Genomic DNA, 18929 nt, shown 5'->3' on the forward strand with positions numbered 1-18929 from the left:
AAGACCGCATCGACGACATCTAGACCTCGATGAGATGATGGTCCCGTGATCGATGTCGAGCGCCTCCTGATCCTGCGCGAGGTCGCGCGCCACGGCTCCAAGGCCGCCGCCGCGCGGGCGCTGCAGCTCAGCGAGCCCACCGTCGCGCACCACCTGCGTGCGCTCGAGCGCCGCGCGGGCGTGCCGCTCACGATGCGAGCGGGACGCGTCACGCGCCTCACCCCCACGGGCGAGGCGCTGGTGCAGCACGCGGACGCGATCGCCGCGAGCCTCGAGGACGCGGAGCGAAGCCTGCACCGGCACGCGGACCTTCAGGTGGGCCAGCTGCGCATCGCGGCGTTCACGTCGTTCTGCGCGACGGTGCTGCCGCGCCCGCTCGCGCAGTTCGCGCACACCTATCCCGGCGTGGACATCGGGCTCGAGGAGACTGAGACGGATCCCGCGCTCGCCCTGCTGCGGTCCGGAGCCGCCGACCTGGTGATCGGGTTCTCGGACGCGGCGACGCCGCCGCCGGTCGACGTCCCCACCGTGCCGCTGGGTCGCGACGAGTATCTGGCGATCCTGCCGGAGACCCACCCGCTCGCGGGGCGGGCCTTCCTCGAGCTGGGCGCCCTCGCGGACGAGCGATGGATCTCCGGCTGCGTGCGCTGCCGCACCCACCTGGTGGCGCACGCGGACGAGGCCGGATTCGTGCCCCACATCGCCTTCGTGACCGAGGACTACATCGCCGCGCAGCGGCTCATCGCGGAGGGCCTCGGGGTGGCGCTCCTCACACGCATGGCGCTCGACGCGAGCCCGGCCATCCCCGGCATCGTCGCCATCCCCACCCGCCCGGACACGCATCGCGACATCTTCCTCGCGGTGCCGCGGGACGCCGCGCCGGCGGCGGAGGCGTTCGCGAGCCTGCTCGTCACGGGGCTGTAGACGACCGCGAGGCTCCCGATGTGGCAGTCACCGGGAGCCTCGCGCAGTCTCGGGGCGGCGTTGGCAGCCGTCGCCCCTGGGAGGGAGCCGAGAGGCGTCCACGGCCTCGCTCCGGTCCGGCCGGGGCCGGTCATCAGGTCCGGAGCTCACCGGCCGCCGTCCAGTCGGGACCCTCGGGGAGGACGAGGGCCGTCGACGCGGGGTGGACGGCGGGGCCGGCGACCATGGGCGCCTCTCGGCTCAGAGCCCCTGGGGGGCGGGGGCTCCTGGTATTCATACAATCGCCCGCGCCTGAGAGAACGCTGGGAGCCAGGCGAGAGGTGCCCGGGAGTGGCCCCGCGTGCGCTCATCCACACGGGAGAAGCGCTCCTCCACACACCACCCCCGAGGTGAGCGGGCACATGCTCGGCATGGGCCCGATCCGGGGTCACGTGTGTGGAGGAGCGCGCGGCAGTGGCCGGAGCCGCGGGTCAGTCCGCGGTCACCGTGCCCAGCTCGTCGCCGCCGGTCGCGGCGTCGCCGAGCACCAGCCCGCCGGCCACCGCGTCGCCCGACACGGTCGCGCCGGTGGTGATGGTGTAGGTCTCGCCCGACGCGATCCCGTCCGAGGACAGCACCAGCGACTGCGAGATCTTGCCGGTGGTGAACGTCGCCACCTGGCTGCCGTCCGCATCGGTCACGGTGATCGGCGTGCCCGCCGCGATCGCGGACGCGAACGTGATGGTGAGCACGCCCTGACCGTCGGCGGTCGGGGTCTCGAGCATGCCCGAGGCCCCCGACGCCGCGAGGGTGCCGCCGCTGATGGTGAACTCGCCGTTGACGTCGAGCGCGCCGTTGCCGCTGCTGGTGGGGCCGTCGACCACCACGGTGCCGCCGGTCATGGTCGCGGTGCCGTTCGAGTCGAGCCCGTCGCCGTCCGCGTCGATGTACCAGGTGCCTCCGGAGATCTCGAGGTAGCGGCCCTCGACGGCCTGGTCCATGCCGCCCATGCCGCCGCCGGCCACGGTGGTCGCATCCGTGCCGTCCGTCGACCCGTCGGTCGTGGCGGTGTCGGCAGAGGTCGTGCCGGTGGACGATGCGTCGGTCGCGTACGCCGCCGAGGTCACCGAGGACGTGGTCGAGGTCGCGGTGCCCGAGTCGGTGGTGGTGTCGGTGGTGGACTCGCCGGGCATCCCGCCGGACGGGCGCTCGCCCATCTCGCCGCCGCCGGGCATCCCTCCGCCCATCTGGCCGCCCATGTCGCCGCCTCCGGACGAGGTGCCGCCCGAGACGTTGACGCCGTCGTCGCTCGACTTGATGGTCCCGGTGCCGCCGCTGAGCAGGATGACCCCGCCCTCGAGGCCCTCGACCGACGTCGAGACGTCGATGGTGCCGTCCGAGACGTGCAGCACCCCGTCGGTGGTGATGCCGTCGTCGCCGGCCGCGATCGACAGGTCGCCGCCCTCGACGGTGACCTGGTTGACCGCGTCGATGCCGTCGACGCCGGAGGCGATGTCGAACGTGCCGCCGGAGATCCACACGACGCCGACCGCGGTCTCCTCGTCGAGGGCCTCGTTGGTGGACTTCAGCCCGTCGCCCTCGGCGTCGACGGTGATGTCGCCGCCGGAGATCACCAGGTAGTCCTTGCCGCGGATGCCGTCGTCCGCCGCGGTGACGGAGATCGATCCGGACTCGATGACGAGCCCGTCCTTGGAGGCGATGCCGTCCTCGGCGACCGCGTTCACGCTGAGCGCGCCGTCGCCCGCGATCCACAGGTCCGCGGTCGAGTACAGGGTGGCGTTCGGCACGTCCGACTCGGAGTCCTCCGCCGCGGTGGCGTCGGCGGCGTCGGACAGGGTGTTGGTGGAGCCGTCCTCGAGCCAGATCACCACCTCGTCGGCGCCCTCGATGTCGATCGCGGCGGTGTCGGGGGAGGTGATGTCGACGCCGTCGAGGACCAGGGTGACGTCCTCGTCAGCGGTATCGACCACCACCTGCCCCGCGGAGAGCCTGCCGGAGAGGCGGTAGGTGCCGCCGGCGGTGATGGTGACCGTGTCGCCGTCGACGCTCACCCCGTCGCCGCCGGTGGAACCCGAGTCGGAGAGGGTGACGTCGATGGCCCCGTCGAGGTCGGCCGAGGTGTCGAGGTCGTTGACCCCGAGGTCCTCGTACGCGACCTCGGTGAGGTCCGTCGAGGTCGCGGCGGTGGTCGTCGTGGTGGTCTCCTCCGTCCCGGCCGTGGTGGACGCGGCGTCGGAGCCGGTGGTGGTGGAGCAGCCCGCGAGGAGCAGGGTGCCGGCGAGGATGCCGGCGAAGACGGTGGTGGGCTTGCGCATGATCGATCGCCTTTCTCAGGCCGCGGTGGACACGGTGGGGGTCAGGTGGCGGCGCAGGGTGCGGTTCCAGCGGTTCGCCGGAAGCTCGGGCTGCAGCGCGGCCAGGGTGGTGCAGTACTTGGAGACGCGGGCCGGGCGGACGCCGCGGGCCCAGAGCGCGCGGTCGACGTCGCCGGCCCGCAGGGAGGACTTGGTCTCGAGGATGAGGGCGGCGCCGAAGCCCACGGACTCGCCGCCGGCCTCGACCGCGGTCACGTCCTGGTCGATCGTGACGCGGGCGCCGTCCGCGACCAGCGTCGAGCGGCGGTAGCGCGTGGTGAGGATGGGGCTCAGGGCGTCGACGGCGTCGCCGACCTGCGGGAACGATGCGACGAACGCCCTGGCCTCGCCGTCGAGGGCGGCGCCGCGCGCCACCTCCGCGCCGATCCACTCGCGGTGCTTGACCGTCTCGCCCTTGGCGGAGCGCAGCTTCACCTCGATGGCACGACCGCCGGTGTCGAGGTACTCGCGGGTGCGGACCTTGTAGCGGGCGGGCCGGCGACGCGCGGCGTCGCGGTAGGACTCGAGGTCGGGGGTGTCGAAGTAGACGGACGCGTACCCGAAGGACCGCTCGCCGTCGATCTCGAGCGCACGTAGCCCGGCCACGGAGTCGAGCACCTCGGTGAGGAGCGCAGGCGACACGATGTACTTGCGGTCCACCCGGGTCAGCAGCGCGGCCTCGACCTCGAGCTCGGCGAGCGTCACGGCCGGCAGCGACGCGACCCGCTGCTGCCAGCCGCTCACCGGGCCACCTCGGCGGCGGGGACGTCCATCGCGAGGGGTCGCTCGCTCGCCGCCGGTCGCACCGAGGCGGCCGGACGCTCGGCGGCGACCGGCGCATCGTACGTCGCGGCGCCGGCGGGCGGGAGGGTGTAGCGGACGTCCACCATGGTCGACTCGTTGAGCAGGTCGACACGGCGGATCGCGACGCGGTTGATGGTCGCGCCCAGCAGCAGCGCGAGGTGGTTCGCGGCGTCCTCCTCCGTGGTGAACGCGCGATCGAGCACCATCTGCTGCTGACGGCTGCGCGGGAACAGGCGCGGGTTGTCGCCCACGAGGATGACGCCGAGCAGGACCGCCATGAGCGTGAAGCTGAGCGACGCGGACAGCGCGGGGAAGCCACCCAGGAGGCCGAGCGCGATCGCGGTGAAGTAGTACGCGATCTCGGCGTGGTCCATCTCGGTCGAGCGGAGCCTGATGATGGACAGCACCGCGAAGATGCCCATGCCGAAGCCGAGCGAGATGTCCGCGTTGGTCATCGCGTACGTCACCCCCATGACGCCGACGTTGATCGACAGGAACGCGACGATCAGGTCGCGCCGGCGGTGACGCGGGAAGTAGAGGCCGAAGACGAGGATGGCGATCGCGATCAGGTCCGCGGCGATGAAGGCGTAGTAGGGCATGGGCACCTCTCGGGTCTGGGGCGTCGGAGTGGCGCTCCGGGCCGTTGTTCACCTCGAGTTAACCGACGGGACCTGGGAGAACACTGGGAGGGCCGGGAGAGTTGACCGGGGACGCCTCTCCCCGTCCACGCCCAGCGGCCTCCCAGCGAATGCTCAGGTTGAGCCGCGATACTGGGGGCATGCCTGAACGCCGCATCCTCGTGGTCGATGACGAGGACAACCTCCGCACCATGCTCTGCGCCGCCCTCAGATACGCGGGCTACGACGTCTCGGAGGCCAGCGACGGCCAGGCCGGGCTCAAGGCCGCACGCGAGCAGCGCCCCGACCTCATCGTGCTCGACGTGATGATGCCGGGACTCGACGGCTTCGCTGTGACGCGCCGCCTGCGCGAATCGGGCGACCGCACCCCGATCATCTTCCTCACCGCGCGCGACAGCTCGCAGGACAAGGTCGAGGGCCTCACGATCGGCGGCGACGACTACCTCGAGAAGCCGTTCAACCTGGACGAGCTCGTCGCCCGCGTCGAGGCCGTGTCGCGCCGCGTCGAGCGCACCCCGAGCGCCTCTGACGTCTACCGCGTGGCGGACCTCGAGCTCGACGACGTCGCGCACCGCGTGACCCGTGCGGGCGAGGACATCCAGCTGTCCCCCACCGAGTACAACCTCCTGCGCCACCTCATGCAGAACACGGGCCGTGTGCTGTCCCGCGGCCAGCTCCTCGAGGGCGTGTGGGGCTACTCGCGCGACGACGACCCGGGCGTGGTCGAGACCTACATCGGCTACGTGCGCCGCAAGGTCGACACCGTCGACCCCAAGCTGATCCACACGATCCGCGGGGTGGGCTACACGCTGAGGCTGCCGTGACCGCTTCCCCGGGCATGAGCCTCCGCTCGCGCCTGCTGATCGGGCTGGGCGCGATCGCCGCGATCGCGATCGCCGTCGCGATCGCCGTCACCGGCGTCACCCACTCGCACCTGGTCACCCAGATCGACGAGCGCCTCGCATCCTTCTCGGGCCCGTTCGACTACGACCACAAGCCCTCGCTCGCGGACCCCGAAGAGATCCAGGGCGAGTACGCACGCCCCTCGGAGGCGTGGCAGGCGGTGCTCGCGTCCAACGGCGAGGTGGAGGTGCTCTTCGTGCCGAACACCACCGACTCGTCCGGCTCCCGCCCTCTCATCGAGGCCGCCGAGATGCCCGCGACCGGGAAGTCCTACTTCACCGTCGCATCGTCCGACGGCGAGGGCGAGTGGCGCGTGCTCGCACGCGCCACCACGCTCGGCACCGACCTCACCGCGCTGCCCCTCGATTCGGTCGAGGCGACGACGCACCGCCTGATCCTCATCGAGGCGCTCGGCATCGCCTTCATCCTCGCCGCGCTCGCCGTGGTGGGCTGGTGGGTCATCCGGCTCGGCATCGCGCCCATGCGGCGGATGGTCGACGCGTCGACGCGCATCGCGGAGGGCGACCTGGACGTGCGCCTCGAGGGCCGGGGCCGCGGCAGCGAGTCCGCCGAGCTCGCGGCCTCGCTCAACACCATGGTCGACACGCTCACCGCCTCGCTCGAGGAGCGCGAGCGGTCCGAGGCTCGCCTGCGGGAGTTCGTCGCCGACGCCTCCCACGAGCTCCGCACCCCCCTCACCACGGTGCTCGGCTACGCGGAGCTGTACCGTCGCGGCGCCCTCAAGCGGGACGAGGACGTGGCCGACGCGTGGGCGCGCACCGAGGCCGAGGCGAGCCGCATGCGCCGCCTGGTCGAGGACATGCTCGAGCTCGCCCGCTACGACGCCGAGCCGCAGCTGTCCCCCATCGCGCTCGACCTCTCGCACGTGTGCGGCGAGGTGGTGCGCGACGCGACCGCCGCACGCGAGGGCGTCACCTTCACGCTCGACGCGCCCGAGCCCGTCACCATCGAGGGCGACCCGGACCGCCTCCGCCAGGCGCTCATCAACGTGGTGACCAACGCGGCGGTCCACGGCGGCTCGCACGTCACCGTCCGGGTGCGCAGGGACGATGCGGTGGCCCGGGTGGACATCGAGGACGACGGCCCCGGCATGGCGCCCGACGTGGCGGCGCGCGCGACCGAGAGGTTCGTGCGCGGCGACCACTCGCGCACCCGCGCGACGGGCGGCTCGGGCCTGGGGCTCGCGATCACGGCCGCGATCGTCTCGGTGCACGGCGGGACGCTCGACGTCGACTCCGCGGAGGGTCGCGGCACCACGGTGAGCCTCGCGTTCCCGGCGGCGGCTCAGACGGTCGCGGACACCGCGCTCTCGTAGCCCGCGAGGATCGCCTCGCACTGCGGACCCATCGCGGTGACCAGCAGCTCCGACGCGGCCGGATCCGTGGCGTCGGGCATGCGGAGCGCGAGGAGGATGGTCATGAGCATGCCGCGTGAGAAGAACTCGACCGTCTCCTCGGGCGTGAAGCCCGCCTCCTCGCGCACCAGGCGGTAGACGGACAGGAAGCACTCGCGCCCCTCAGGGCCGAACACCGGATCAGCCCCCAGTCCGAACAGGTGCAGCAGCGCGAGCAGCGTGCCGCGGTCGGAGACGAGCTCCGCGTACGCGACCCCCAGCGCCGACTGCCGGTCCTGCGACGTCTCCGCACCCGTGAAGGAGGAGATGACCAGGCCGAACCGCTCGCGCAGGCGGCCGGTGGCACGGCGGGCGACCTCGAGGAACAGGCGCTCCTTGGAACCGAACATGCGCACCACGTAGGCCTGGGAGATCCCGGCCTGCTTCGCGATGGCATCGGTGGTGCCACCCGCGTAGCCCCGCTCACCGAACACCACGGTGGCCGCGGCAAGGATCTGCTCGCGCCTGTCGTCGCTGGTCAGACGGGTATCCGCGGTGCTCATGTTGACAGGTTATCAAGCGATTACTAGCGTGTCGAGATGTAGTAATCAATTGATTACTCAGAACCGTTCCGGGGAGGGAACATGTCCACCACCGCACGCCGGACGCCCGTGGGTCTCGTGATCCTCGCGGCGTCGATCCCGGCCTTCATGGCGAGCCTCGACAACCTCGTGGTCACCAACGCGCTGCCCGTCCTCGCGACGGACCTCGACGCGACGCTCGAGCAGCTCCAGTGGTTCATCAACGGCTACTCGCTCGCGTTCGCGAGCATGATCCTCATGGCGGTCGCGCTCGGCGACCGGTTCGGACGCCGCCGGATCTTCGCCGGCGGGGTGACCCTGTTCACATTCGCGTCGATCCTGTGCGCGCTCGCCCCGACCGCCGAGACCCTCATCGCCGCCCGGGTGCTCCAGGGCGTCGGCGGCGCGGCGCTCATGCCGCTGTCGCTCGCGATCCTGTCGACCAACGTCTCCGCGCGCATGCGGCCCCTCGCGATCGGCATCTGGGGCGGCGTCGCCGGCCTGGGCGTCGCCGTGGGCCCGCTGATCGGCGGCGCGGTGGTCGAGGGCCTCACCTGGCACGCGATCTTCTGGCTGAACGTGCCGGTGGGCGTGCTCGCGCTGGTCCTCATCCGGGCGTTCCTCACCGAGACCCGCGGCGCAGCGGTGCGGCTCGACCTGGTGGGCCTCGGCCTCGGGATGGCGTCCGTGTTCGGCCTGGTCTTCGGGATCGTGCGAGGGAACGATGCCGGGTGGACCTCGCCTCAGGTGCTCGCCGGCCTCGTGGGCGGGGCGGTCCTGCTGGTCGCGTTCCTCGTGTGGGAGCACCGCCGCCGCGAGGAGGCGCTGCTGCCGCTGCGGCTGTTCCGCGACCGGTCGTTCTCCGTCGCGAACGCGGTGGGCCTCATGTTCTCCGTCGGGATCTTCGGCGCGGTGTTCATCCTCATCCAGTTCCTGCAGGTGGTGCAGGGCAAGTCCCCGCTCGAGGCGGGCGCGATGACCATGCCGTGGACCATGGCCCCGCTGGTGGTCGCCCCGCTCACGGGGATCGTCGCGCCGCGCGTCGGCACCCGCGTCCTCGTGACGGCCGGCGTCGCGCTGCAGGCCGCGGGCCTCGCGTGGATCGGCGTGGTGCTCGACCCCGCCGTCGCGTACGGCACCCTGGTGCCCGGCTTCGTGGCCTGCGGCGTGGGCATGGGGCTGGTGTTCGCGCCGCTCGCGACTGCGGTGCTCGCGCACATGCGCGACGAGGACCACGCGCGCGCCTCCGGCACCAACGCGACCGTGCGGGAGATCGGGGTCGCGCTCGGCATCGCGGTGCTCACCGCGGTGTTCACCGGCGTGGGCGGCGAGCTCACCCCCACCGGCTACACGGACGCCGCGCAGACGGCCGTCCTGTGGGGTGCGGCGATCCTCCTGGTCACCACCCTGGTCGCGACGCTGCTGCCGTCGCGCCGCGCGGAGCTGGGCGGCTCGCCCGTGGCCGCGTCGACCGCGAGCGCGCTCCAGCCGGCCTGAGGCGCACCGCACCACGCGCACCCACCCCGACCGCGTTCCACACGGTTTCTGCCACTCCCCACCGTCATCTCGGGATTCACGGGGCGAGCGGCATCGAGATCGGCCCAAGGCCGGCCTCACGTGTGGAGCGCGGTCGCGTCGCGCCCGGACGAGCGCTCACCACGGCGAGGGGCGGCCCTCGTCGCGCGTAGCGTCGTCCGGCAGGTGCGGCAGCTCGCCGCCGCCCGCGCGGATGCAGAACCAGCGCATCGGCTCGGGGCTGTCGGGCACGCACCGCCACGTGCGCCACACGCCCTGGCCCACGCGCACCGCGGTGCCGGGCCCCACGTCCACGATGTCGCCGTCGAGGGCCATCTGGCCGCGGCCCGCGAGGAACACGTAGAGCTCCTCGATGTCGCGATGCGTGTGCCAGTAGCCCGCCTCCTCGCCCGGCACGAAGGCGTTGGCCGTCATCCCGATGTACTGCATCGCCAGCTCGTGGTCCACCACGCGGCGCCCGTCGCGCTGCGTGTGCGGCTGGAAACCGCCGTGGTGGTCGCGCCATCCGTCGAGGGCGCCCATCTCCAACACCTGGTAATCGCTCATCCGGGCACCGTATCGCCCGCACCCCTTGCGCAATAGATGTTAGTGACTAACACTTGGGGCATGAGCACCCGCGCCGCGGCCACCAGGGCCCGCCTCCAGTCCGCCGCCCTCGACCTGTTCGAGGCGCGCGGCTACCGCGCGGTCACCGTCGAGGAGATCGCGGCCGCGGCGGGCGTCAGCCACATGACGTTCTTCCGCCACTTCCCCACCAAGGAGCGGGTCCTCCTCGACGACCCGTTCGACCCGGTCATCGCCGCCGCGGTGGCCGCCCAGCCGGCGGACCTGCCCGCGATCGAGCGCGTCGCGCGCGGCATGCTCTCGCTCGCCCCGCTGCTCGACCAGGAGCCCACCGAGTCCGCCCGCCGCGGGCTGCGTATCGCGGCCGGCGTGCCCGAGCTCCAGGCGGGCATGGCGTCCAACACCGCGGAGACGGAGCGCGCGATCGTCGAGGTCGCCGCGGCGCCCGGACGCGAGCGGGAGACCCGCATCGCCGCCGCCGCCTGCCTCGCCGCGATCACCGCGGCGCTGCTCGACTGGGCGACCGCCGGCACCGACCGCACCCTGGGCGACCTCCTCACCGAGGCGGTCGTCACCGTCACCCCTCAGCTCGCGGACGCCCCGGTGCCCGCCTTCCTCGGAGCCACCCCATGACCCTTCTCGAGATCTCGGGCGCCGTGCGCGCCTACGGCGACCTGCGCGCCCTCGACGGGCTCAGCCTCACGGTCGAGCCCGGACAGATCCACGCCATCGTCGGGCTCAACGGCGCCGGCAAGACCACGGCCATGAAGGCGATGGTGGGACACACCCGGCTCGACGCGGGCGAGGTGCGGCTGTGCGGCACCCCGCTCGCGCAGGCCGGACCGGCCGTCTTCGCCCGCCTGGGCTTCGCGATCGACCAGCCGTTCGGCTACCCGGAGCTCTCCGTCCGCGACAACGTGGTCCACGCCGCGCGCCTGCACGGCCTCGACCGAGACGCCGCGGCGGCCGCCGCACGGTCCTGGCTCGCACGGCTGGAGCTCGCCCCGTGGGCCGGGCGCCGCGCACGCGGCCTGTCGCTCGGCAACCGCCAGCGGCTGGGGCTCGCCTGCGTCGCCGCGCACCGCCCCGACCTCCTCATCCTCGACGAGCCCACCAACGCTCTCGACCCCGCGGGCATCCTGCTGCTGCGCGACGTCATCCTGGCCGCGGCCGCGCGCGGCGCCGGCGTCCTGGTGTCGAGCCACCACCTCGACGAGGTCTCACGCATCGCGCACCGCATCACGCTCGTCCACGCCGGACGCGTGATCGGCACCCTCGAGCCCGGCGAGGTGGACCTCGAGCGCCGGTTCTTCGAGGCGGTGCGTGCCTGGGATGCCGGTCACCGGGTGGAGGTGGCGGCATGAGCCCCGCGCTCGCGCTGCAGGTCCCGACGTTCTCGCGGTCGCTCACCGCGCGCCTCGCGACGGTGCTGCTCACCGCGTTCCCCCCGCTCATGTCCGTCGGCATGGTGCTGGTGGCGCGCGCTGCGGACGCGGCCGGACCCTCAGCGGCGAAGCTCGCGCCCTACCGGGAGGGCACCGTGGGCGAGGCCGTCGCCGCGCTCGCTGGCCAGGTGGTGTCCGTGGTCGCGCTGATCGGCGTGGGCTTCGCCGTCGCATGGCTGGTGGGGCGCGAATGGGCGGACGGCACGCTCGGCTCGCTGTTCGCGTTGCCCGTCTCCCGCGCCAGGATCGCCCGCGCCAAACTCACGGTGGTGGCGGTCTGGGCCGCCGCGTGCCTCACGCTCGCGATGGCGCTGGTGGTGGGCGGGCTCATGCTCGCCGACGGCGCGTCGCTCACCGGCGCGGTGGCCGTCCAGCTCGCGCGGGTCTGGGTCGCGGGGCTGCTCATGGCGGCCCTGGCGCTCGGCTTCGGGTGGGTCGCGGTCCGCTCGCGCGGATACCTGGGCGCCGCGGGGGCGATCATCGCGGTGACGGCGGCGAGCCAGATCCTCGCGATGCTGGGCACGGGCGCCTGGGTGCCATACATCGCCCCGGCGATGTGGGCGGGTGCCGGCGGACCCGAGGAGGCGGCGGCGATCGGCCCCTGGTCGCTGGTGCTCGCGGCCGCGTTCGCGGCGGCCGGGTGCTGGGCTGCGGTGCGCGCCTTCGCGCACGCGCGGCTGGACTGACTCAGCCCTCGGCGTGCGCGTAGAGGCGCTGCAGCTCCTCGAAGTGCGCGTCCGAGTCGACCCGCGGAGGCACCTCGCCCGACAGATGCAGCTCGAGCCGGTCGAGGTGCCAGTGCCACCCCGCCGCGAAGTCGGGATTGTTGGGGTCCGGCGCGACGTGGTCGAAGGTCAGGAGGGTGCCGTCGTGCAGCTCCGCGATCGCGATCCGCACGTGCCACCGCCCGCCGTAGCCCTCCCACGCGTACTCGAGCGCGTGCGGCTCGTCCCACGCGAGCACCTCGCCCTCGCCGCTCGAGGACATGATCACGGTGCCGCCCTCGCGCGGCTCGAACTCGGTGCGGAACGCCCACGCCGCGGTGCGGTCGGGATGCGTGAGCGCCTCCCACACCTCGGCGGGCGGGTGCGCGAGGCGGCGCTCGAAGCGCAGGTAATCGCCGTCATCCGGGGACAGGACGCGCCCCTCGCTGGCAGGGTCGATCTGGTCCGGGTCCATCCCTCCAGTGTCCACGCTTCCCCTGGATCCGCCACCGGAGCGGTAGCGTGCGAGCGTGACGGGGGACGATGCGGCGGCCCGGCTGCGCGCGGCCGGGAGCGTGTTCGCGGAGGACGAGGCCGCGCTGATCCGCGAGGCGGCGGCGGGCGATCCCGCGCGCCTCGAGGCGATGCTCGTGCGGCGCATCGCGGGCGATCCCCTCGAGCAGGTGGTCGGGTGGGTCGACTTCGCGGGGCTGCGGGTCCCGGTGGCGCCGGGGCTGTTCGTGCCGCGGCGGCGCACCGAGCTGATCGCACGCCTGGCCGCCGCCGCGGCGCCCGAGGACGGCCTGGTGGTGGACCTGTGCTGCGGCGTCGGGGCGATCGCGATCGCCGTCTGCGCGGCACGGCCCGACGTCGCCGTGGTGGCGGCGGACGTGGACCCGGCCGCGGTTGCCCTGGCGGCCGCCAGCCTCGCCCCGTACCGCGCATCGTCCCTGGTATCCGACGTCGATTCCGCGCTGCGCCACCTGGACGGCACGGTCGACGTGCTCACCGCCTGCCCCCCGTACGTGCCGACCGAGGCGATCCCCCTGATGCCGCGCGAGGCCCGCGACCACGAGCCGCGCCACGCGCTCGACGGCGGCCCCGACGGGGCGAGGTTGCAGCGCGCGGTGCTCGCGGCATCGTCCCGCCTGCTGCGACCGGGCGGAACGGTGGTGGTCGAGACGAGCGAGGCCCTCGTCGCGCTCACCGCGGAGGCGGCGGCCGACGAGGGCCTCGAGGTGCGCGTCGAGCGGGATGAGGAGCTCGGCGCGGTGGCCGTGGCGGGCCGGCGCTAGGCGTCCACCAGCGCGGACTCGAGGCGGGCGTAGCTGGCCTCCATGCCGTCGGTCATGCCCGTCGCGAGCACGATGTCGCGCAGCTCCGCGCTCGGGTACGTGATGAGGAGGCTGAGCAGCGTGCCGCCCTCCTCGCGGGGCGTGAGGGTGAGCTCGTTGGTGGTGCCGGGGCCCTCCATGCCGATCATCCGCTCGGTGGTCATCTCGCGGTAGGGCGGCTCGGACTCGAGGAGCTCGCCCTCGAAGCCGAACGGCGGGGCGCCGTCCGCGGGGCCGCCGGGGACGGGCGCCCACTCGTTGCGGTACGAGTCGCCCACGTGCTGGGCGATGATCGCGGTGGGCATCTCCCACCCGTCGGGGCCCAGGAGCCAGCGCTTCATCAGCTCGGGCTCGTGGTGGGCGCGCCAGATCTGCTCCGCGGTGCCGCGGATCACGCGGGACACGCGGACCTGGGTGTCGGAGAGGATCTGGGAGACCACGCCACGTCCGGCGGCGAAGGCCTCGAGGTCCGCGAGCACGGCGTCGATCTGGCCCATGGCGAGGGTCATGCCCTCCTCCATGCCCATGCCGAGCAGCTGCTCGAGCTCCTCGGCGGAGTTGAACCACGTGGTGGTGACCAGGCGTGAGCCGCCCGCGGTCTCCTCGAAGGAGAAGATCATGCGCATGTGCGGCATGTCGGTGTTGGGGGTGCCGTCCTCGCGGGCGAAGCCGTCGCGCACCTCGAAGGATCGCGGCGCGTCGACCGCGATGAACTCCCAGTAGCCGGAGGAGACGTCGCCGTCCGGGCCGTGCATCTCGTAGTGCGAGCGGCCGCCGGCGGCCATGTCGTGGCGGAGGAACGTCGCGGGATAGGTGGGTGGGCCCCAGAACCGCTCGATCTGGCGGGGGTCCGCGTAGGCGTCCCAGAGGCGCTGGACGGGGACCGCGAAGTCCGCGGTCACCGTCATGGTGAGAGCCTCGGGGTCCTTGGTGACGGAGGTGATGGGCATGGCCTACTCCTGTTCGGGGACGGGCGTGGTGGCAGGCGGGGTGGAGGGTGGGGCGGCGAGCAGCGCGTCGAGCGCGTCGATGCGCGCGCGCCACAGCCGCTCGTAGCGGTCCAGCAGGTGCTGGACGCGTCGGATGGTGTCGGGGTTGCCGCGGACCAGCCGTTCGCGGCCGCGGTGGTGCTTGGTCACGAGTCCCGCCCTCTCGAGCACCGCGACGTGCTTCTGCACGGCCGCGAAGGACATGTCGTAGCGATCCGCGAGAGCGCTGACGGACTGCTCTCCGGTGAGGACGCGCTCGACGATGTCGCGGCGCGTCGCGTCCGCCAAGGCCCGGAAGATCCGGTCCACCTCGGCGTCCGACAGGTCAATTTCTACAACCATTTGGTTGTACGTTAACCCCGGATCCGCGGGGGCGCAAGTGCTCGCGCCTCCCCCGGCGCGGGCGGGACGCTCACCGTGCCTTCTCGCGCTGCTGCGCGCCGGGCGGGACAGCCGCCCGGCGCGCGGCAGCGCGCAAGCGCGGCTGGCTAGCGCGCCTCGAGCACGTCCACGGTGAACACCAGCGTCGAGCCCGCCGGGATCGGACCCATGGGGCGGAAGCCGTAGCCCGACTCCGGCGGCACCACGAGCAGCAGCTTCGAGCCGACCGGCTGGCCGACGATCCCGTCGACCCACCCGTCGATGAGCGAGCCGTACGCGATCGGGAAGGAGATGGACTCGCCGCGGTCCCACGACGAGTCGAACTTCGCGCCGTCCCACAGCCAGCCGCTGTAGTGCACGGTGATGTGCTGGCCCTCGGTCACGGCGGGACCGTCGCCGGCCTCGTGGACCTCCACGACGAGCCCCTCGGGCTTCTCCGCACCCGCGAAGTCGATGCTGGGCGCGCCGTTCGCGTCGCGGGTGATGGTGGGCAGGGTCATGGTCGCTCCTAGAGTCGAGGGCTGTCCCCGCCAGCCTAGGGCGACGGGAACCGACGGCGCGCGTCGCGGGAGCCGACCGCCTGTCCCGCCCGGAGCACGGAGCGCCCGACAAGCACGGTGAGCGTCCCGCCGCACGTCGGGCCTATGCGAACCCTCGCCGCCCGATACCCCCCTGGGGTACCGTCGGAGCCACGTACGTCGAGGTGCGAGGAGGCCCGCATGCCCGCCTGGAGGATCCGAGACGCCCACGCCGAGGACCTCGAGGCCGTGGTGCGCCTGTGGGAGCGATCGCGGGCAGCGGGCGTCGAGCCCGTCTACGCGCTCGCCGAGGTGCTGACGTCCGCGACCGAGGACATCGCCGTGGTCGCGACAGCGCAGGAGCGGATCGTGGGGGCCGCCGTCGCGCGGCGGGCGCACAACCAGGCGTGGGTGGTGTTCCACGGGGTGGACGATGCCTGGCACGGCGTGGGCATCGGCCCCGGGCTCCTGCGCGCCGTCGAGACACGGGTCGCCGAGGCGGGCCCGAGCACCCTGTCCGCCCTGGTCCCGGCGGAGCAGACCCACCTCGACGCGTTCCGCGACGCCGGCTTCGCGGAGAAGAAGGCGGTGCGATACCTCGAGCGCCGCATCCGTGTCCAGCGCGAGGAGATGGTCCTGCTCGAGGAGCTGGGCGGACGCGTCCTGCCGGGCGGGCTCTGGGACGCCGTCGCGGGGATGCGGCGCGAGAAGGACCTCATCGAGCGGCGCCTGGTGCTGCCGCTCGCCGAGCCGGCGCTCGCAGACCGGTACGGCGTCGCGCCGCCGCGCGCGGTGGTGATGTTCGGCCCGCCCGGCACCGGCAAGACCACCTTCGCGAAGGCGATCGCATCGCGCCTGGACTGGTCGTTCGTCGAGGTGTTCCCGTCGAGGCTGGCGGCGGACCCCGCGGGGCTCGCCGGGGCGCTGCGCGACACGTTCCACCGCATCGCCGAGCTCGAGCATGCCGTGGTCCTCATCGACGAGGTCGAGGAGATCGCCTCCCACCGCCGCGGCGACCCGCCCTCGCCCCTCCAGGGCGTCACCAACGAGCTCCTCAAGCTCATCCCCGCGTTCCGCGAGCGACCCGACCGGCTGCTGGTGTGCGCGACCAACTTCATCCGCTCGCTCGACAGTGCATTCCTTCGCCACGGTCGTTTCGACTACGTCATCCCGATCGGCCTGCCCGACGCGGAGGCGCGTGCCGCGATCTGGAGCCGGTTCCTCCCTCCCGCCGCCGCACGGTCCATCGACGTCGACGCGATGGTGGCGGCGAGCGACGGGTTCACGCCCGCCGACATCGAGTTCGCCGCCCGCCGCGCGAACCAGGCGGCGCTCGAGGCCGCGGTGGACGGCGGCGACGGCGCGGGCCCGTCGACCGCGCACTACCTGGAGGCCGTCGCCGCCACCCGCGCGACGGTGTCCGCGCAGGTGGCGGGTGAGTTCGCGGAGGACATCGAGACCTTCGGGCGCGTCTGACCCGACAGGCTCCGCCGCGCGGGCGCGACGTTGCCTAGGCTGGCGTCATGAGCGACCACCTCGACCACCTGCGCCGCGCGATCGCCGTCTCGCAGGCCGCACGCGACCACGGCAACCACCCGTTCGGCGCGGTGCTGGTCGACGGCGAGGGGCGCATCGTCCTCGAGGCCGAGAACACCGTGGTGACCCACCGCGACGCGACCGGCCACGCCGAGACCAACCTGGTGCGCCTCGCCTCGAACCAGCTCGACGCGGACGAGCTCGCGGCGTGCACCCTGGTGACCAGCTGCGAGCCGTGCGCCATGTGCTCGGGCGCGATCTACTGGTCCGGGATCGGCGCGGTGGTCTACGGCCTCGCGGAGACGGGTCTGCTCGCCCTCACCGGCGCCCACGAGGAGAACCCGACCCTGAGCCTGCCGTGCCGTGACGTGCTGGGCGCCGGATCGCGTCGCATCGACGTGACCGGCCCGCTGCTCGAGGACGAGGCAGCGGCGCCGCACCAGGGGTTCTGGACATGACGCTCCCCACGCGGGTGACGCGGCGGCCCTAGGCTCACCCCGTGAACATCGCCGCGTCCGTGGTCCTGGTCCTCGTGGCCGGGCTCGCCTCCCAGCTGCTCGCCGCGCGCGTGCGGATCCCCGCGATCGTGGTGCTCATCGCCGTGGGTCTCACGCTCGGGCCCTTCACCGGGCTGGTGACGGTGGACCTCGATCCCGACGAGCTGTCGGAGCTGATCGGGCTCGGCGTCGCGGTGATCCTGTTCGAGGGGGGCATGAGCCTGCGCTTCTCCGAGTTCCGTCGCGTGGGCAAGGGGATCGGCCGCCTCACCATCGCCGGCCCGCCGGTCGCGATGGCCCTCACCGCGGGCGCCGCGCACTGGGTGGGCGACTTCGACTGGCCCGTCGCGCTGGTGCTCGGCGCGATCCTCGTGGTCACCGGGCCCACCGTGATCGCGCCGCTGCTGCGTCAGGCGGGCCTGCGGCGCGACTCCGCGGCGCTGCTCAAGTGGGAGGGGATCGTCAACGACCCCATCGGCGTCACCCTGGCCTTCCTCACGTTCCAGCTGTTCTCCCTCGCGGACGACGGCCCTGTCTCGGTCCTCGGCGGCCTCCTGTTCGCGATCATCGTGGGCGGCGGCATGGGCGCCGCGGTGGGTCTGCTCATGGGCGTCTCGTTCCGTCGCGGCTGGGTCCCCGGCCACCTCAAGTCACCGCTGCTGCTCGTCGCGGTCCTGCTCGTGGCCGGACTCGGCAACCGCCTGCAGGACGAGACCGGCCTGCTCGCCGTCACCGCGATGGGCCTGGTGCTGGGCAACATGCGCCTCGCCGAGCGCGAACAGCTCCTCCACTTCAAGGAGGGGCTCACCATCGTGCTGGTGAGCTCGCTGTTCATCGTCATCCCGGCCACGCTCACCGCCGAGGACCTGCGCGAGCTCGACCTGCGCATCGTCGCGTTCGTCGTGGTGCTGATGTTCGTGGTGCGCCCGGTCACGATCGCGCTGGTGACGCTGCGCTCGGACGTGCCCAAGCCGGACCGGATCCTGCTGGGATGGATCGCGCCGCGCGGGATCGTGGCGGCGGCGACCGCGGGCTCGTTCGGCCCCGCGATGGAGGCCGCGGGCTACCCCGACGGAGCGCAGCTGGTGCCGACCGTCTTCCTGGTGATCATCGTGACCGTCATCGCCCACGGCTTCACGCTCGCCCCGCTCGCACGCCGCCTCGGGCTGACCATGGGGCCGCGCAACGGGCTGCTGCTGGTGGGCGCGTCCCGGTTCGGGCTCGAGCTCGCGGAGGCGCTCCGGCGCCTCGGCGTGAGGACCACCGTCGCGGACGGCCGCTACCAGAGCCTGCAGCCCGCCCGCATGGCGGGCGTCGACACGTACTTCGGCGAGGTGCTGTCGGAGCACGCCGACGACACCCTCGAGGAGGCGGGCGTCAGCCACGTGCTCGCGGCCACCGACAACGACTATTACAACGCCCTCGTCGCCCGCAGCCTCGGCACCGAGTACGGCTTCCACCGGTCCTTCCAGGTCGCGCCGGCGGAGGGCACCGGCGAGCGCCGCGCCCTCACGTTCGAGCGGCGCGCCTCGTACGCGTTCGACGGCTCCACCGACCTCGCCTCGCTCGACGCCCATGTCGCCGACGGCTGGCGCGTCCACGCCACCCACCTCACCCGCGAGTACGGCAGGCGCGAGCTCGCGCAGCGCCTGGGCGGGGACGCCGACATCATCCCGCTCGGCGCCGTCGACCCGGCCGGCGCGCTGCGGCTCATCTCCCCCGACCAGCGGTTCATCCCGCCCAAGGGGTCGACGGTCCTCTATCTGGGCCCCGGCAAGGCGCGGCCCGCCACGGCCGCGGTGCCGGTGGTGGACGATGCGGCGATCGACGGCGCCACGACGCCGTAGGGGCGTCGCCGGCGGCGACC

General features: G+C 73.2%; 20 protein-coding genes. 11 read left to right on the top strand and 9 right to left on the bottom strand.

Annotation, left to right across the window (positions count from 1 at the left end):
- Window positions 1-45 precede the first annotated feature (45 nt).
- The gene (locus AOM01_RS05165; RefSeq protein ID WP_062290024.1) at window positions 46-924 is read left to right on the top strand and encodes a LysR family transcriptional regulator; all 879 of its coding nucleotides are present in this window, start codon (window positions 46-48) and stop codon (window positions 922-924) included.
- A 470-nt stretch (window positions 925-1394) separates the two neighbouring features.
- Here AOM01_RS05165 and AOM01_RS05170 read toward each other — a convergent pair whose 3' ends face one another.
- The 3 genes from AOM01_RS05170 to AOM01_RS05180 are packed head-to-tail and all read right to left on the bottom strand — an operon-like array spanning window position 1395 to window position 4681.
- Window positions 1395-3239 carry a carbohydrate-binding domain-containing protein gene (locus tag AOM01_RS05170; RefSeq protein ID WP_062290027.1) on the bottom strand — a complete coding sequence of 615 codons (1845 nt, stop codon included), beginning with the start codon at window positions 3237-3239 and terminating at the stop codon, window positions 1395-1397.
- 15 nt (window positions 3240-3254) lie between these two features.
- Entirely contained in the window at window positions 3255-4022 is a 768-nt protein-coding gene (locus tag AOM01_RS05175; protein ID WP_062290030.1) for a polyphosphate polymerase domain-containing protein, read from the bottom strand.
- Window positions 4019-4681 (bottom strand): DUF4956 domain-containing protein, encoded by a 663-nt coding sequence (locus tag AOM01_RS05180; RefSeq protein WP_082110011.1) that lies wholly within the window; start codon window positions 4679-4681, stop codon window positions 4019-4021. The genes AOM01_RS05175 and AOM01_RS05180 overlap by 4 nt, the downstream gene beginning before the upstream one ends.
- 179 nt (window positions 4682-4860) lie before the next feature.
- Here AOM01_RS05180 and AOM01_RS05185 point away from each other — a divergent pair, with 179 nt between their 5' ends.
- A complete protein-coding gene (locus AOM01_RS05185; RefSeq protein WP_062290033.1) occupies window positions 4861-5544 on the top strand; it encodes a response regulator transcription factor in 684 nt (227 codons plus the stop codon).
- The gene (locus AOM01_RS05190; protein ID WP_156155843.1) at window positions 5541-6959 is read left to right on the top strand and encodes a sensor histidine kinase; all 1419 of its coding nucleotides are present in this window, start codon (window positions 5541-5543) and stop codon (window positions 6957-6959) included. The genes AOM01_RS05185 and AOM01_RS05190 overlap by 4 nt, the downstream gene beginning before the upstream one ends.
- Here AOM01_RS05190 and AOM01_RS05195 read toward each other — a convergent pair.
- Window positions 6929-7540 (bottom strand): TetR/AcrR family transcriptional regulator, encoded by a 612-nt coding sequence (locus tag AOM01_RS05195; protein WP_062290037.1) that lies wholly within the window; start codon window positions 7538-7540, stop codon window positions 6929-6931. The genes AOM01_RS05190 and AOM01_RS05195 overlap by 31 nt on opposite strands.
- Window positions 7541-7621: 81 nt before the next feature.
- On the opposite strand from AOM01_RS05195, the gene AOM01_RS05200 reads away from it, so the two are divergent.
- Window positions 7622-9055, top strand: a complete 1434-nt coding sequence (locus AOM01_RS05200) for a DHA2 family efflux MFS transporter permease subunit (protein ID WP_062290040.1) — start codon at window positions 7622-7624, stop codon at window positions 9053-9055.
- A gap of 156 nt (window positions 9056-9211) precedes the next feature.
- On the opposite strand, the gene AOM01_RS05205 is transcribed toward AOM01_RS05200, so the two are convergent.
- Window positions 9212-9640, bottom strand: a complete 429-nt coding sequence (locus AOM01_RS05205) for a cupin domain-containing protein (RefSeq protein ID WP_062290043.1) — start codon at window positions 9638-9640, stop codon at window positions 9212-9214.
- 60 nt (window positions 9641-9700) lie between these two features.
- On the opposite strand from AOM01_RS05205, the gene AOM01_RS05210 reads away from it, so the two are divergent.
- From AOM01_RS05210 to AOM01_RS05220, 3 genes are read left to right on the top strand one after another with little or no spacing between them, the layout of a single operon-like run.
- Window positions 9701-10291 (top strand): TetR/AcrR family transcriptional regulator, encoded by a 591-nt coding sequence (locus tag AOM01_RS05210; RefSeq protein WP_062290045.1) that lies wholly within the window; start codon window positions 9701-9703, stop codon window positions 10289-10291.
- Window positions 10288-11022 (top strand): ABC transporter ATP-binding protein, encoded by a 735-nt coding sequence (locus AOM01_RS05215; RefSeq protein WP_062290048.1) that lies wholly within the window; start codon window positions 10288-10290, stop codon window positions 11020-11022. The genes AOM01_RS05210 and AOM01_RS05215 overlap by 4 nt, the downstream gene beginning before the upstream one ends.
- Window positions 11019-11789 carry an ABC transporter permease gene (locus AOM01_RS05220; protein WP_062290051.1) on the top strand — a complete coding sequence of 257 codons (771 nt, stop codon included), beginning with the start codon at window positions 11019-11021 and terminating at the stop codon, window positions 11787-11789. The genes AOM01_RS05215 and AOM01_RS05220 overlap by 4 nt, the downstream gene beginning before the upstream one ends.
- Before the next feature lies 1 nt (window position 11790).
- On the opposite strand, the gene AOM01_RS05225 is transcribed toward AOM01_RS05220, so the two are convergent.
- Window positions 11791-12282, bottom strand: a complete 492-nt coding sequence (locus AOM01_RS05225) for an SRPBCC family protein (RefSeq protein ID WP_062290054.1) — start codon at window positions 12280-12282, stop codon at window positions 11791-11793.
- Window positions 12283-12337: 55 nt separating this feature from the next.
- On the opposite strand from AOM01_RS05225, the gene AOM01_RS05230 reads away from it, so the two are divergent.
- The gene (locus AOM01_RS05230) at window positions 12338-13102 is read left to right on the top strand and encodes a putative protein N(5)-glutamine methyltransferase (RefSeq protein WP_062290057.1); all 765 of its coding nucleotides are present in this window, start codon (window positions 12338-12340) and stop codon (window positions 13100-13102) included.
- Here the strand turns inward: AOM01_RS05230 and AOM01_RS05235 are convergent.
- The 3 genes from AOM01_RS05235 to AOM01_RS05245 form a co-directional block, all read right to left on the bottom strand.
- Window positions 13099-14091 carry an SRPBCC family protein gene (locus AOM01_RS05235; RefSeq protein WP_062290060.1) on the bottom strand — a complete coding sequence of 331 codons (993 nt, stop codon included), beginning with the start codon at window positions 14089-14091 and terminating at the stop codon, window positions 13099-13101. The two genes, AOM01_RS05230 and AOM01_RS05235, sit on opposite strands and share 4 nt — an antisense overlap.
- Before the next feature lie 3 nt (window positions 14092-14094).
- Window positions 14095-14472, bottom strand: coding sequence for an ArsR/SmtB family transcription factor (locus tag AOM01_RS05240; RefSeq protein WP_062290063.1), 378 nt, complete (start codon window positions 14470-14472; stop codon window positions 14095-14097).
- Between the two features lie 146 nt (window positions 14473-14618).
- Complete coding sequence (locus AOM01_RS05245) at window positions 14619-15011, bottom strand: FKBP-type peptidyl-prolyl cis-trans isomerase (RefSeq protein WP_062290066.1); 393 nt, start codon at window positions 15009-15011, stop codon at window positions 14619-14621.
- A 219-nt stretch (window positions 15012-15230) separates the two neighbouring features.
- Between AOM01_RS05245 and AOM01_RS05250 the strand changes: the two genes are divergently transcribed.
- From AOM01_RS05250 to AOM01_RS05260, 3 genes are read left to right on the top strand one after another with little or no spacing between them, the layout of a single operon-like run.
- Window positions 15231-16505: an ATP-binding protein gene (locus AOM01_RS05250; RefSeq protein WP_062290069.1), complete on the top strand. Its 1275-nt coding sequence runs from the start codon at window positions 15231-15233 to the stop codon at window positions 16503-16505.
- A 47-nt stretch (window positions 16506-16552) separates the two neighbouring features.
- Entirely contained in the window at window positions 16553-17023 is a 471-nt protein-coding gene (locus tag AOM01_RS05255) for a nucleoside deaminase (RefSeq protein WP_062290072.1), read from the top strand.
- A 41-nt stretch (window positions 17024-17064) separates the two neighbouring features.
- Window positions 17065-18909, top strand: coding sequence for a cation:proton antiporter (locus AOM01_RS05260; protein WP_062290075.1), 1845 nt, complete (start codon window positions 17065-17067; stop codon window positions 18907-18909).
- Window positions 18910-18929: the final 20 nt, after the last annotated feature.

The sequence above is a fragment of the Demequina phytophila genome, from assembly GCF_000971135.1.
Classification (GTDB): Bacteria; Actinomycetota; Actinomycetes; order Actinomycetales; family Demequinaceae; genus Demequina; species Demequina phytophila.